Source organism: uncultured Dokdonia sp. (assembly GCF_947496725.1).
Taxonomy (GTDB): domain Bacteria; phylum Bacteroidota; class Bacteroidia; order Flavobacteriales; family Flavobacteriaceae; genus Dokdonia.
Genome location: NZ_CANMDS010000001.1, coordinates 324,082 through 339,077, shown reverse-complemented (window position 1 = coordinate 339,077; position 14,996 = coordinate 324,082). Strand labels below are relative to the sequence as shown.

Annotated in this window: 15 protein-coding genes; 5 read left to right on the top strand and 10 right to left on the bottom strand. The window is 36.1% G+C overall.

Annotated elements, in window-relative coordinates; genetic code table 11:
- Positions 1-173: 173 nt before the first annotated feature.
- The 10 genes from Q0948_RS01505 to Q0948_RS01460 form a co-directional block, all read right to left on the bottom strand.
- The gene (locus Q0948_RS01505) at positions 174-872 is read right to left on the bottom strand and encodes a hypothetical protein (protein ID WP_298348203.1); all 699 of its coding nucleotides are present in this window, start codon (positions 870-872) and stop codon (positions 174-176) included.
- A gap of 430 nt (positions 873-1,302) precedes the next feature.
- Entirely contained in the window at positions 1,303-2,007 is a 705-nt protein-coding gene (locus Q0948_RS01500; protein WP_298348205.1) for a hypothetical protein, read from the bottom strand.
- Between the two features lie 385 nt (positions 2,008-2,392).
- Positions 2,393-3,430, bottom strand: a complete 1,038-nt coding sequence (locus Q0948_RS01495) for a hypothetical protein (RefSeq protein WP_298348207.1) — start codon at positions 3,428-3,430, stop codon at positions 2,393-2,395.
- A gap of 39 nt (positions 3,431-3,469) precedes the next feature.
- A complete protein-coding gene (locus Q0948_RS01490) occupies positions 3,470-3,844 on the bottom strand; it encodes a hypothetical protein (protein WP_298348209.1) in 375 nt (124 codons plus the stop codon).
- Between the two features lie 2 nt (positions 3,845-3,846).
- On the bottom strand, positions 3,847-4,143 hold the full coding sequence (locus tag Q0948_RS01485; protein WP_298348211.1) for a hypothetical protein: 297 nt from the start codon (positions 4,141-4,143) through the stop codon (positions 3,847-3,849).
- A 741-nt stretch (positions 4,144-4,884) separates the two neighbouring features.
- On the bottom strand, positions 4,885-5,898 hold the full coding sequence (locus Q0948_RS01480) for an NAD-dependent epimerase/dehydratase family protein (protein WP_298348213.1): 1,014 nt from the start codon (positions 5,896-5,898) through the stop codon (positions 4,885-4,887).
- Positions 5,899-5,959: 61 nt separating this feature from the next.
- Positions 5,960-6,529, bottom strand: coding sequence for a Crp/Fnr family transcriptional regulator (locus Q0948_RS01475; protein ID WP_298348215.1), 570 nt, complete (start codon positions 6,527-6,529; stop codon positions 5,960-5,962).
- A 781-nt stretch (positions 6,530-7,310) separates the two neighbouring features.
- Positions 7,311-7,904: a hypothetical protein gene (locus Q0948_RS01470; protein WP_298348217.1), complete on the bottom strand. Its 594-nt coding sequence runs from the start codon at positions 7,902-7,904 to the stop codon at positions 7,311-7,313.
- 324 nt (positions 7,905-8,228) lie between these two features.
- Positions 8,229-9,671 (bottom strand): glyceraldehyde-3-phosphate dehydrogenase, encoded by a 1,443-nt coding sequence (locus Q0948_RS01465; protein ID WP_298348219.1) that lies wholly within the window; start codon positions 9,669-9,671, stop codon positions 8,229-8,231.
- 183 nt (positions 9,672-9,854) lie between these two features.
- The gene (locus Q0948_RS01460) at positions 9,855-11,261 is read right to left on the bottom strand and encodes a trypsin-like peptidase domain-containing protein (protein ID WP_298348221.1); all 1,407 of its coding nucleotides are present in this window, start codon (positions 11,259-11,261) and stop codon (positions 9,855-9,857) included.
- A 129-nt stretch (positions 11,262-11,390) separates the two neighbouring features.
- On the opposite strand from Q0948_RS01460, the gene dapF reads away from it, so the two are divergent.
- The 5 genes from dapF (at position 11,391) to Q0948_RS01435 (ending at position 14,968) form a co-directional block, all read left to right on the top strand.
- Positions 11,391-12,170: a diaminopimelate epimerase gene (gene dapF, locus Q0948_RS01455; protein ID WP_298348223.1), complete on the top strand. Its 780-nt coding sequence runs from the start codon at positions 11,391-11,393 to the stop codon at positions 12,168-12,170.
- Positions 12,164-12,706 (top strand): GNAT family N-acetyltransferase, encoded by a 543-nt coding sequence (locus tag Q0948_RS01450; RefSeq protein ID WP_298348225.1) that lies wholly within the window; start codon positions 12,164-12,166, stop codon positions 12,704-12,706. Before dapF ends, Q0948_RS01450 begins: the two co-directional genes overlap by 7 nt.
- The gene (mltG, locus tag Q0948_RS01445; RefSeq protein ID WP_298348227.1) at positions 12,707-13,750 is read left to right on the top strand and encodes an endolytic transglycosylase MltG; all 1,044 of its coding nucleotides are present in this window, start codon (positions 12,707-12,709) and stop codon (positions 13,748-13,750) included.
- Between the two features lie 404 nt (positions 13,751-14,154).
- On the top strand, positions 14,155-14,814 hold the full coding sequence (locus tag Q0948_RS01440; RefSeq protein WP_298348229.1) for a peptidoglycan-binding protein LysM: 660 nt from the start codon (positions 14,155-14,157) through the stop codon (positions 14,812-14,814).
- 22 nt (positions 14,815-14,836) lie between these two features.
- A complete protein-coding gene (locus Q0948_RS01435) occupies positions 14,837-14,968 on the top strand; it encodes a hypothetical protein (RefSeq protein WP_298348231.1) in 132 nt (43 codons plus the stop codon).
- The last annotated feature ends 28 nt before the right edge of the window (positions 14,969-14,996 follow it).

Genomic DNA, 14,996 nt, shown 5'->3' with positions numbered 1-14,996 from the left:
TTTCGCGAAAGCGTAATAAAACAACTAACCGAACGTACTATGTAAGTCGCCGTTTTATCTATTACTTATCTAGAGAGAAATGTAGTATGCTGCTTAAATAAGGAGCAGTCATCCTTATATAAGGTTGTTATATAAATCACTCTCTAAGTTTAGAAGGTGATGAAGATAAGAGGTTACTTAGACACTGTAATTTTAAATTGTCCATCTGTAATGTCTACAAAATCTGAAGCATCATTTACGTTGTATAGTCTTACTGTAAAGGTTCCTTCTATAATCTGCCTTACATTAACTAGGGTTCCAAGGAGGGAGTCATTATTACTTGCTGTGCTAGTAATGGTAAATGAATTAGACGCATCATTTGCTCCATATGATTCATAGTAGGTACTAACATCACTAGCAATAGGTGAGTAGTCTATACCTATCTGTCCCATTGTCCCAGAAGAATTATCGTCTAGTGCATATTCATAATTGCCAGTTGGAAAGAGACTATTAAAAGCTTGTGAAGAGGACTCTTCACTAGAGCATCTGTAAAATCTTACAAAGTTAAACCCGAGACTTGGTTGAGAATCTTCATTATCAAAATTGGGATAAATAGAAGAACCGTATGTTACTTTATAATCTAGCCCTTGATCTTGACTGGTAGCGCAAACAGCACCCTCTAGCGGAATTCTTGATATGATCTGATAGTCTAGTGAAGTAGCGTCATTACGAAGACCGTACACAAAGCTTTCTCCATTAATTTTTCCCGAAACAAAGTAAAGATACTCTGAGCTATCTACCATTTGGTTTTCGGTAGAGTCAGTATCATCTGTGCTACAGTTTAAAAAAAGACTACATAAAATTGATACTAGAAATAGTTGGAATTTTTTCATTCTTGATTGATTGTAACAGGATATCTAGTGACGATTATACGTCTTAGAAATCGATAGCCTGCATTGATTGATTTTTTTAATTGACGGCCTAAATATACACTTATTTATGAATTTGAGATATGCTTTGAGCATAATTCAAAAAAATAATTATGTAATAATTACGCTTTCGCGAAAGCGTAAAATCAGGAAGACGCCACGATGAAAATTATAGATTAAAATAGGGGTAAAGAACCTTGATTATAGCCCTTACAATCGCTCTTAAACCTATTTTGAAGCGTAGCCATATGATTGCGGTAATTACCAAGTATGCAACTGTCTTTTGTGTAGCTTATTTTATCGTGGTCTGCGAGGCTTTTGGTAATTAGCCACCACGTTTTGGTATATGATTAGTGTCCCGGAGGGCATTAATTATATGCCTTGTTAGGTGATGTTATTTTATCGTTTTTCCATTTATATCTAAAAGTTCAATTTTAGGCGTATCATTATTATCAATGTATATTTTGATTCTTGGATTTCCTGTTTTATCATTAATGAATAGTCCAACATCTTTGTTGAAATTTTTTCCTATAAATAGTCTGTCTTCCATTAGTAAGCTGTCCAGTTTCATTTTTTGATATTCATTTTTATTTAAAAGTTTATCGTTAATTGAATCTAATTTTTCAAACCTTTTGTTTCGTTCTTGGTTGGTGTTTTCTTTAGGGTAATCCCATAATTGCAATCCATATTTTCTAGCATTGTTTTTTGTATTTTCCATATACTGAAGTTGCATAATTTGGTCATCACGAAATTTGTCTACTGATAAAACCATCCCAGCGTCATTTTTATTTCCGTCATATATCAATCCTCCGCATTCATCTCCAGCAGAATTAAAAAAAATCATTCCTGACGGCCTTTCTCGTGGTTTGAGTTTTTCTCCATTAATGATTCCTGGGTGTTGTCGAACTTCATTGCTGATGACCATTCTTAAATTCGTTCCAGATTCATCCACTAAGTTTATACGTTTAACTGTTAACTCATCAAGATTTTTATTTTTTTGAATATTTAAATACACTATAAATAATAAAAAGAATGTTGTACTGATTATTGAATAGAAAATTAGAAAATTAACCTTTTTACTTAAGTTGTTGTCTGTCATTTGTTTTTTAATTGATTATTTAAATATACACTTATTTGTGAATCTGTCGCCGCGCATAGAGCTTTCAAATCCCGATGTACTTCGGGAAGCGTTATGTAATAGTTCTTGCCTCAGACGAGAGAGGAATGACCGAGAGAAAGGTACCGGTCTCGGCTATGATTAGTGCGGTGACAAGCAAACTTTTTGTTTCCGTCTACGCACGAAGCTACATTTATAAGATATAGCAACTTCATTAATAAACTCAGACCTTTCGGTTTTGCCTTAAAGGCCTCACTGCGTTTAGCTTTAGTTATTATTAGAAATAATACACAAACGTAAGACCGTTTTTCTTTAGTATTTATGTCCGTCTAGGCAAACAATCTTGAGACTCAGAACAAAAATCACATTAGTTAATAGAAGACTTCAATTGAGATTTCTCAATAGATTCACACGTCTTATTGAAAAATTTTTGTGGTTCGTCTACATAAAATGAGATTGTTGTATAATTATTTTTAATGCCATATAGGCTATAGAGCGTTTCAGTGTTCTTGAGAGTTAAGATTACATTATGAGTCTCATATCTACCAAAAATGGAGAGCCTACTTGTTTTTTGTTGCATATTTTTAGAAGAAAGTACAATACTTTTAATGTTGTTTAACTCAATAGAAGTTTCTTTCATTATCCCATATCTTAAACGAAGGATATCTTCTTCAAAAGAGATTGGTCTTTTAATAATAGATTTTAGCAAACCTAGAATTTGTAGTAATGTATAGATGCTTAAAAAGGTAATCAACCAAGCTTTTGGATTGCCCTCTTGTTCTAAAATATAATGAAAGACTGTAGCCTCTACGCCTATGATGAGCATAATGCCCAGTAATATTGAAATAGATGCGCTTTTTTTATGAATTGAAAATTCTCCATTTTTAAGTGGGCGGCGTTTCCAATTTATAATTGCATAGTACACTACTGTAATTTCTGTAGCAATTATTCTAGCCATAAACTTAGGGAGAAGATCTTGAGAAATTGTTTTTACAGTCGTATAAAAATCTATATGGTTATCTCTATTTTGTCTATAGTTCAGTCGTGCCTTTCGAAGGTTTACTAAGATATATACGAGAATTCCAATTTCTAAAATAGGCAACAACCAGGTTCCTAATACTGGCAATACGGTCTGATTTTCTGCGGGTATTATTTTGTAACAGATAAATAGACCAATAAGTAAAGCTATAACAACTGTGTTCTTTGGAACTGCATTTTTTCGAATTAAAAGAAAATAAATTAATGGAACGGTTAGAATTAAGTCTATAGTTATCCACACAGAAATTAAACTAGGGTTTGCTGTAAACTGATTTGATTTTGAAATAAAAATCAACAGGCTTAAAAGAGCAAGAGGAATTAAGAAGGGTATAACTTGATTCTTAATATCGATGTTTCTAATGTCCATATGGAGATATATTAAAATTCAATTATTTTTTTTGAGCTTTTAACTCAGTTCTTTGTTGCCCACAGTTATTTTATTCCGTTTTATTATTAAAATCAAATATGTAATTACAAAAATCACTAGAGGAACTTGAAAAGCTAAATAATTAAATTTTTCAATTGGAATTTCTCTCATTCGTTTTATTAATGGTGAAATCAATAAAATGAAACTCAAAATTTTAACTATTCTCAATCTCCAATATTTTGTAAAACTCAAGATTATTCCAGTTAATCCAATAATCGCAAAAAATTGCTCAATATTTCCAAAATCAAAGCTTGTAAATATGAGCCACATTAAAAATGGTATTCCAATCATTTCTCCCATAAGAATTATTAGAGAATATGAGATTAAAGAAACTATTTTTAGTTTATTCTTCATTTTTAAATTCCGTTTTCTGTAAAGGTTCTATTGAAATCACGAACTCTTTTCGGTTGTTTTTCGTTTTCGTATTCAGCCCAAAGCATTGCATCTCTTGGGTCAGTTTTTGCTAAAGTCAGGTTTTTTTCAAAATTTTCAATTCCGTTTGTAGTCAAAAAAAGCACACATCTAATAATTCGGTCAGAATCTAAATATTCATTTTTATTCAAATATTCATTCAGAATTTTTTCCGCAGAGTAATAGTCCGAGCCAAATCGGATTTTCATTTCATCAATAATATCTTTTGGTAATTCTCTCAATTTTTCTATTCAGCGAAATGCTTGTCTTTAATTGTGGGCAACAGGCCACTACATAAAGCGAGTGCGGCATTTTGCTGGTTTGCTTTACTTTGTGGTCTTGATTTGTTTGGACTAAATATACAATGAATTTTGGATTTGCACGCCGCGCACAGAGCTTTCAAACCTGCCTCTCTCATCATCGACGAAGGAGTTAGCGACTGAGAGAATGATGCTGGATGAGATTTATAATAAGGCATAAATTCGCGTTATGTAATAGTTCTTGCATCCGACGAGAGAGGGACGAGCGAGAGGAATGCACACTTGCAACTACGTTTGAGCTTTCTATAATTAAGATGTATGCCCTAGGCATTTTTGAGTCCTGCCTCCGACGAGGAAGGAACGACCGAGAGGAAGGCACAAGGTGGCGGCTGATTGAGTAGGGTGGGAGCTTTAAAATCCTAGCAGATTTGCTCTAAGATCTATCTGTACCAAATCCTTGATTATAGCTCTTACAATCGCTCTTACAATCGCTCTTAAACCGATTTTGAAGCGTAGCCATACGATTGCGGTAATCACCAAGAATGCAACTGTCTTTTGTGTAGCTTATTTTATCGTGAACTGCGAGCCCTTGGGCAATCAGCCGCCACGTTCAGTATAAGAAACGTAGGGCAGGTGATAAACAATACGTTTTGGTTTGGTGACTTTGCAAATAAACACAGACCTTTGGATTAAGCCCAAAAGCCCTATGTTTTTTATACCTTGTTATATACCGTTTTCTTTTTTCCAATCGGTTTTCAAATATTTCAAAGCATCTTCCAAAGCTTTTTTTGAAGGTTTAGGATTAAAGTCTAATTCTTTTTTTGATTTACTAATATCATAATCTTGCTTTAAACCATAAAACATATCCAAGTAATGTCTTTGTAATAAAGGTTCTTTACCTGTAATTTTACTGCTAAATTCCATTAAACCAGCAACAGAGTACAACAAACATTTTGGTACTTTTTTAGGCATTTTTAATTTTAGTTCAGGATATAATTCGGATGCTATTTTTACTGTTTCTTGTAACGTAGTGTGTTGTTCGTTTGATAAAACATAACGTTCTCCATTTCTACCTTTTTGCATAGCATTATATAGACCAGAAGCTACATCTTTTACATCTACCCAATTTAAAGTTACATTGGTGTCTACAGGTATTTCTCCATTTAAAACTTGTAATACAAGGTTGTTAGAATAACTTAATTTATAAGCTTTATCCCCAATCATAGCAGAAGGTAAAACAAGAACAGTTCTAATACCGTATTTTTTACCCAATTCTAATGCTAGTTTATCTGAATCATTTTTAGAATTGTAATACCAGTTTCGTCTGTCTTTGTTATATCCATTGTCCACATTTGCTGGTAATTTAGTAAAATCCAAACTAGCTACTGAACTTACATAAACGATATTTTTGATGCCACATTCTTTAGCAATGTCAAACACATTTTGTGTTCCTTGCATATTATTATCATAAATTTCAGTTTTAGGATTTTTAGCCCACATACTAAAATTAGCAGCTACTGCATATAAATTTGTGACTCCTTGAAATGCCTTTTTAAGAGATTCTCTGTCGGTAATATCAGCTTGAACAACTTCACAGTCTAACCCTTTAAAAGGTTCAGTCTTATGAATGTTCCTTACTGTTGTTCTTACTTTTTGGTTATTGGAAAGTAAAAGTCTAATTAGATTATTTCCTAAATGTCCATTTCCTCCTGTTACTAATGAAATTTCTTTGCTCATAATTATTAAATTTTGTTTGAGCAAATTTCGATACCTTTTAAGAGGTTAGAAATAACATTTGTTAGAAAGCGATTTGTTTTCTAATCCGACTTAAAGATTGAGGTTCCATTCCTAAGAAAGAAGCTATATTGTCAATAGATACATTCAAAGCTAATTTTGGATACTGATTTACAAATTTTAGATAACGTTCTTTTGCTGTTAAAATTTGAAAATCTTTAACACGCTCTAGTTTGCAACTTAAATGTTCATTGGTTACTTCTTTGACAAATATTGTCCAAAATTCTGTTTCCTTTTGTAAAATGTCAAAATCAGGTTTCGATATTTTTAAAACTCTTGACTCTGTTACAGTTTCGTAATAATCTAATGACGGTGTTTCTGTCATAAAACTATCTAAAGATGTGAAGAAATCTTGTTCTGCTACAAGATGTTGTACGATAATCTTCCCGTCAACATTTTGATATCCTTTTACAATTCCAGTATCTAAAAAATAAATATATCGCTCAACTTTTCCTGCTTTTAAAAAATTAGTTTGAGCTGGTACTTCTTCAGAAACAAAGTACTTTTTGATTAAATCAATATAATTTTGAGTTAAAGGAACTCTGGATTGTATGTAATTAATTAGATTTTCCATTTTGTTTTGTAATGGTATATAACAGGCCACTACATAAAGCGAGTGCGGCATACTTCGACAAGCTCAGTACAAGATTTGCTAGTTTGCTTTACTTTGTGGTCTTGATTTGTTTGGACTAAATATACAATGAATTTTGGATTTGTACGCCGCGCATAGAGCTTTCAAACCTGCCTCTCTCATCATCGACGAAGGAGTTAGCGACTGAGAGAATGATGCTGGATGAGATTTATAATAAGGCATAAATTCGCGTTATGTAATAGTTCTTGCATCCGACGAGAGAGGAACGACCGAGAGGAATGCACACTTGCAACTACGTGTGAGCTTTCTATACTTAAGATGTATGTCCTAGGCATTTTTGAGTCCTGTCTCCGACGAGGAAGGAACGACCGAGAGGAAGGCACAAAGTGGCGGCTGATTGAGTAGGGTGGGAGCTTTAAAATCCTAGCAGATTTGCTCTATGACCCATCTTGTGCCAGATCCTTGATTATAGCTCTTACAATCGCTCTTAAACCGATTTTGAAGCGTAGCCATACGATTGCGGTAATAACCAAGTATGCAACTGCCTTTTGTGTGGCTTATTTTATCGTGAACTGCGAGCCCTTGAGCAATCAGCCGCCAACGTGTTTGTGTATGTTTAGTAGGGTAGATTTGCACGCTAACCATTCGATTAAATACATACCAAATTTAACAATTTGGCGACCTTGCAAAAGTGCCTTTTTCATTGGGTTAAGCATTAATTACCATATCATTTTTAAACGTTGTTGCCATTAGTATAATTCGTTTAGTGAGTGTTCCAATATGCAGTGTGCTCTTCTTCGTCGCTGCCTAAAACTCCACTCCAAGGATTATCATCTGGTACAGATAAATGGTTTTTCGATATTATGGTAACTCCAGATTTTCTTATTGGATTTGGCTTTTTGTATTTCTCCTTACCTGTGTTTGGCAGAATGTTTGTTTTTTTAAAACGTTGTAATTTAATTTCATTCTGAATATTTTCTAATCCTTCAAATTTAATTTGCAGGATTGCTCCAATTTCGGAACTTTCTAAGTTCTCAAATCTGTCAGCTTTACTTTCTAAGAGTTTTATATCAATTAGTAATTTAGAATGTTTTTTAAACTCATTGGTGTAAATAGATACTTCCTTTTCAGAAAATTGGAAGGAGCGGTCAACATTGCAAAGACGATTTGATCTAATTTCATTGGCACGTTTCTTATTATCAAAGTGTTTCTTAAATATTTTGAATAAGAAATCAATCTCGTCATTTAATAATTTTGTATTGTTTTGATATTTTTTTCCAAACTCCTTAATGAGTTCAGAAATCACTTTCTCAACGCATACGTTTAACTCACTGGCAATTTTTGAAACTCTATTCATAATATTTTTCTTATAATACTGACAACAGTCCACTACATAAAGCGAGTGCGGCATACTTTGACGAGCTCAGTACAAGCTTTGCTGGTTTGCCTGTTTTTTAATTGATTGTCTAAATATACAGGTATTTTTAAAGTTAGATAAGGCTTTATTAGCTAGTTGTGTGCGTTGTTCCTTTTTCGTGAAAGCGCAAAAAAAAAACAAACTAGCTACACAACCTACTTAAACATATATCTCACTTCTTAAAAACAGTAAAGCCATCTTATAAAGATGGCTTTACTTAAAAAGTATGTTACAATCACATACTTAATGGAAGAACGTCTCATTCTAGTAATACGTAAACCTACGTACTTTAGAAATGTATTTTGCAAGGCGTATCACCTGGTGGCTGTATCCATACTCGTTATCATACCAGATGTAAAGAAGTACATTTTTACCATCCTTACGTACGATAGTGGCATTACTGTCATATATACTAGGAGCAGATGAGCCTATAATGTCGCTAGACACAAGCTCATTATCTATAGAGTACTTAATTTGCTCTACAAGCTCACCCTCTAGTGCATACTTTTTAAGAAGTGTGTTTATCCCTTCTATGCTTGTCTCTTTTGTAAGCTCAAGGTTAAGTATTGCTAGAGATCCGTTAGGCACGGGTACACGTATCGCGTTTGAGGTAAGCTTTCCTTCAAAATGTGGTAACGCCTTACTCACTGCCGCACCAGCCCCAGTTTCTGTAATCACCATATTAAGAGCAGCGGCTCTACCACGGCGGTACTTACTGTGCATATTATCTACCAGATTCTGGTCGTTTGTATATGCGTGTATGGTCTCTAGGTGACCTGTTTGTACACCTAGGGTGTCATCTATGGCTTTAAGAATAGGTGTAATTGCATTTGTAGTACAAGATGCTGCACTAAAGATTTGTACCTCATCTGGGTTGTGCTCTTGGTGGTTTACACCGTGCACAATGTTAGGGATTCCTTTACCAGGAGCGGTAAGTAATACCTTTGCCACACCCTTACTTACTAGGTGCCTGCTTAGTTGTTCTTTATCTCTAAAGGCACCCGTGTTGTCTATCACAAGGGCATCTTTTATACCATAAGCTGTATAGTCTATATCTTCTGGTGCATTTGCACTTATAATATTTACTGTAGTACCGTTTATAATGAGGGCTTGATTTTCTACATCTACAGAGACGGTACCTGTAAAGTCACCGTGTACAGAGTCACTTTTAAGAAGACCCGCTCTTTTCTCAAGTATACCAGCATCTATCTTACCTCTTGTAACCACAGCTCTTAGGCGTAACTGGCTACCTTTACCCGTGCGTGTCATAAGCTCTCTCGCTACAAGACGCCCTATACGGCCAAAACCGTAAAGCACCACATCCTTAGGCTCAATAGGCGCTGCCTGCTGTGCAGGTTTAAGGCGTTGTGCTATAAAGCTCGTTGCGTTTTCATTTTCTTCTAGGTGGTACTCATACGTAAGCTTACCTATATCTAGCTTAGATGGTGGCAAGTTTAGTTGCTTTATAGCCTGCGCGATCTCTACACTATCAAATATAGAGATAGGCTTTCCTACAAAGGCTCCTGCATACTCGTGAAGGTCTAAAATCTGACTCACGTTGCGATCCATCACTTGGTTTCTAAATAAAACAAGCTCTATAGCATTGTCATACCATAGGTCGCTAGCTATTTTAATAAATTCTACAGTGGCTCTTCGGCGGTCTGCTTGAAAGGAAAGTTCTTTTTCGTATGTTTCTGATTGACTCATAGTAAGATACTAAACGTTACATTGTTTTTTTTGTACGCTTTCGCGAAAGCGTAATTTTTCAAATTTTGTGCAAAAGTAGCCATTTCTGTCTGTTACTCAAACGTTTTCGTAAATGAATTTCTCCCACAAAAAAATAACCCCTCCAGAAACTGAAAGGGTTATAAGTTTTAAAACACTTGTGACTTAGTCAAAAATAAAGCGGTTGCGCTCTCCTTTTCTGTCATTAAAGACAATACTCACAGGCTCGTTTGCACTTTTATTTTTAAATATTTCTTTTACATCATCTATAGAGTTTACCATAACATCATCTATTTCAGATATAACAAGACCTACAATATCATAATTTTTCATAGACTCCCCTAACTTATCGCTTATCACAACACCATTTTTGGCTTTGTACTTGTCAAGGTCTTTTGGGGAGGCATTTTTAACCTGTATCCCTAGTCGCTCTATGTCAAAAGTGACAGACTTTACTAGTTTTACGGGTAAGGTCATAAGTTCATCATCTCGTAAGATCTCTACTTGTATAATATCATTAGGTCGTTTGGTATTAATGTATCCAGAGAGGTCAGAATACTTGGTCACGTTTACATTATCAAGTTTTTTGATAATATCACCAGTGGTGATACCTGCTTGCTCTGCACCACTCTCATACTCTACACTGGCTACATAAAAGCCTTCTGTAGTGTTAAGGTCTTGATCTTTTGCAATGGCAGCATTAAGTGTGCCTCCAGTAACACCTAGTATGCCTTTTTGTACAGAGCCATATTGCATAATGTCTTCCATAATCTTACGCGCATTGTTAGACGGTACGGCAAAGGCATACCCTACATAAGATCCCGTTTGTGAGGTAATGGCCGTGTTAATCCCTACCAGCTCACCAAAAATATTTACAAGTGCTCCACCACTGTTACCAGGGTTAATAGCCGCATCTGTCTGTATAAAAGACTGGAAGTTTGCATCACGCTCATCTATATCTCTTGCCTTTGCAGAGACTATACCTGCGGTAACGGTAGAGGTAAGGTTAAAAGGGTTACCTACGGCAAGTACCCATTCTCCCACCTTTGTAGCATCACTATCGCCAAAGGGGATATAAGGCAACTCCTCACCAGCATCTATTTTAAGGATGGCAATATCTGCCTTTGCATCTTTGCCTATCACTTCTGCCATAAAGGTTTTGTTATTATTAAGCGTGACCTCTACCTCAGAGGCGCCATCTATCACGTGGTTATTTGTTATAATGTATCCATCTCCAGAGATAATCACACCACTACCGGCACCTACAATGCCTTTATTAGTTTGTCCTCCACCACGTAAATATTCCATCATATTACGCGGCTGCTTGTACACTTGTACATTTTTTACGTGCACCACACCATTTACCGTGCGCTCTGCCGCTTCTGTAAAATCTACACCGCTGGCAGCTGCCGCAAGTGCTTCATAATTTACAGGGGTATAGGCAGGTGTGGTTTGGGTCTGTACTGGGGTTGAGGCTACTTGTGTAGGCTCTTCTATAAGTAATTTATAAGATCCTAGCGTTATTGCGCCGGCTAGTAAGGCGATTAAGAATGTTCCTCCGATTTTTTTCATAGTCCTTAGCATTTTATCAATAATCGTTAAAATTAAAAATTTAGTATTCTGTCGGTTTCTATTTAACTGGCATTTAACATCAAAAAGGAGTTTGATATTTGCTACTTTTGTCGCTTATATTGAGCATAAATGACAATTTCTTTTTCAAAATATCAAGGCACCGGTAATGATTTTGTAATCATAGATAACCGTCTAGATATATTTCCCAAAGATGATACCAAACTTGTTGCACAACTCTGTGACCGTAAATTTGGCATAGGGGCAGATGGTTTAATGCTGCTAGAAAGTCACCCTTCGGCAGATTTTAGAATGGTGTATTATAATGCAGATGGTAATGAGAGTAGTATGTGCGGTAATGGTGGGCGATGTTTGGTCGCTTTCGCGAAAGCATTATCACTCATAGATACCCACGCTACCTTTGAAGCGGTAGATGGGATGCACGAGGCCACCGTAAAAGATGGAATTGTACATCTTAAAATGCAAGATGTTGCAGAAATTAAAACAACACCAGAATATAGCTTTCTAGATACCGGGTCGCCACATCACATTAAAATGGTGAGTGACGTAAAAACCGTTGCGGTAAAAGAAGAAGGTGCAGCCATACGTTATGGAGCGCTTTATGGGGAGGCTGGAAGTAATATAAACTTTGTGCAAGAGCTAGAAGATGGTCACTTTGCCGTGCGCACTTATGAGCGTGGGGTAGAAGATGAGACCTTGAGTTGTGGTACGGGAGTTACCGCTGTGGCGATTGCGGCACATAATAATGGTGTGACTTCAAAAAATAATATACAGCTGGATGTAGAGGGTGGTAAACTAGCGGTGTCTTTTACAAAAACAGCTACGGGCTATACAAATGTATATCTTATAGGTCCTGCGACCTTTGTATTTAAAGGGGAGTGGCAATGTTAACACTACGAGGTACACGTACAGCTTTACGAGCCCTAGAGCTAGAAGATCTAGAGGCGCTTTATGAGATAGAAAATAATGAGGCACTCTGGTTTGTAGGGGAGACGCTAGCGCCCTACTCAAAGTTTGTACTTAAGGAATACCTGGCAAATGCGCACAAAGATATTTTTGAGATGCGACAGTTGCGTCTTGCTATTTGTGATGTAACGTCTGGAGCTTTTTTGGGTCTTATAGACCTCTTTGACTTTGACCCTCATAATTTACGCGCGGGAGTCGGCGTTGTGATTGCAACAGAAACAGAAAAGCGCAAGGGATATGCCAGTGAGGCGATAGCCTTACTTAAAAAGTATGCAAAGACACATCTCCATATGCACCAGTTATATGCAAACATAGGAGATGAGAATAAAGCAAGCATAGCACTTTTTGAAAAAGCAGGGTTTGAGCTTGTGGGCATAAAAAAAGAATGGAGACGCAGGCGTGACCTAACCACAGGTGAAGAATCATTTACAAACGAATTATTATATCAACACATATTATAAATGTACATCAAGAGAATACTTTTAATCATCGGGATAGTGGGCGTAGTAGTAGGCGGTATTTTTGCATACACGGTTTACGACGCTATTTTTTCTGATAACACAGCGTTTAATAATGAGCGCGCTCATTTATACATCCCTACGGGAGCAGATTTTAATGATGTAACGGCAGAGCTTACGCCATTACTTAAAGATGTCGATGCATTTGCATCTGTCGCTCAGAAAAAGGGATATGTGTCTAACGTAAAACCGGGTCACTATATCATTAAGAAGGGTATGAGTAATAATGATATTATTAATACCATTCGTGTTAAAAATGCGCCTGTAAAGGTGGCTTTTAATAACCAAGAGCGCCTAGAGGATATGGCCGGCCGTATCGCTACACAGATAGAGGCAGACAGTACCTCACTTATTAGTGCAATGCTAGATGTAAACTTTTTACGTGAGCACGATTTTAATAAGGACACGGCACTTACTATGTATATTCCTAACAGTTATGAATTTTTCTGGAACACTAGCGCCGAAGATTTTAGAGCGAGAATGCTTAGTGAGCACAAAAAATTCTGGAATAAAACCAGACTCGCAAAAGCCGAAAAATTAAATCTCACACCGGCAGAGGTGTACTCACTTGCATCTATCGTACAGAAGGAAACCGCAAAGACAGATGAGCGACCACGAGTAGCAGGCGTATACCTTAATAGACTTAAAAAAGGAATAAAACTAGACGCAGACCCTACCGTTATATATGCCGTAAAGCGCACTAAAAATGACTGGGATATGGTGATAAAGCGCGTGCTATATAAAGATCTAGAGACAGACTCTCCTTATAATACGTATAGAAATAGAGGGATACCACCAGGGCCTATATTTATGCCAGACGTAACAGCAATACAGGCGGTTCTTAATCCAGAGAAGCATAACTACTACTACTTTGTGGCAGATGTAGAAAATTTTGGCTATCACAAGTTTGCAAAGACACTATCGCAACACAATGCAAATAGTGCCGCATATAGAAGGTGGATAAACAGCAAGAAGATCCATCGTTAAGATAGCATCTCATAAAATTATATAAACCCAAACCTAGTGTTTGGGTTTTTTTATACCCGAACTCAGAGAGGTGTAAAAACAGGTAGATGCCCGTATGTTAAAATGGTGTTATACCTTATAGTTGGTTGTATTTTCTGAATTATTTTTGCGTTGTAGTATGTGACAATTGACGTTTTAAGTAATTTTATACTTGTATTAAATTGCATTAAAATATGCTAAAACGTTATAGTTAAACTTATTTTGTGAGTGTAAGTGTCATAAAATCAGCGATTCATAAAGTTTTGCCAAAAAATTAAAATAAGTTTTTCTGGTAATCTTTAAAGGTTGTATTTTTGCGCGCCGAAACAGACAGCACCCTAAGAGAAATTTAAATAGTAATTTCTTGGTTGTCGAAATGTATTTATATGGTTAGGAACTTGATAAAAGTTACTGTATTGCCTCTTATGTTAGGTATTCTGATAGTGTCAAACAAATCAGAAAAAACATATGATTTTTCTCACTATACCACAGATGGTATAGCTATGGACTTTAGTGTTCCTCTTCCGGAGGAGACGGTTCAAACCCCTTTTGTATTTAACCCTACACCGCTTACTGGTAAAAATTATACCGGTTTTAAAGAAGCACTTGCTTTTAAAGAATCTCGCGGTGATTATCTTACTATAAACAGATTTGGATATCTAGGTAAGTACCAGTTTGGTGCATCTACATTAGATCTTTTAGGTATTCAAGATGGCTCTGAGTTTTTAGAGAATCCTGTACTGCAAGAACAAGCCTTTTTGCTTAATGCCTCTCGTAATAAATGGGTCTTACGTCGTGATATAAAACGATATGAAGGTCGCTGGATTTCTGGCGTGCGCGTTACCGAGTCTGGTATACTCGCTGCAGCACACCTTGCTGGGCCTGGTAGTGTAAAGAAGTTTTTACGCTCTGGTGGAGCTACTGGTTTTCAAGATGCCTTTGGTACAAGTATACGTAGCTATATGAAGCGTTTTTCTGGCTATGATGTGTCAAATATAGAAGCGATTAAAAAGCCTTCATTACAAAACTTATCTGCTAGTTTATAATAGCATAAACATACTCTTATATATGAACCCCAGTATCATTATGATGCTGGGGTTTCTTTTTATTACGCTTTCGCGAAAGCGTAATAACCCACCTCATCATTACTTCGTAAAGACATTGCTACTAGACAGTGATCTCTATAATGTACTGTCGTAAAATGTCAGTTTGTCACATATCGCATTGT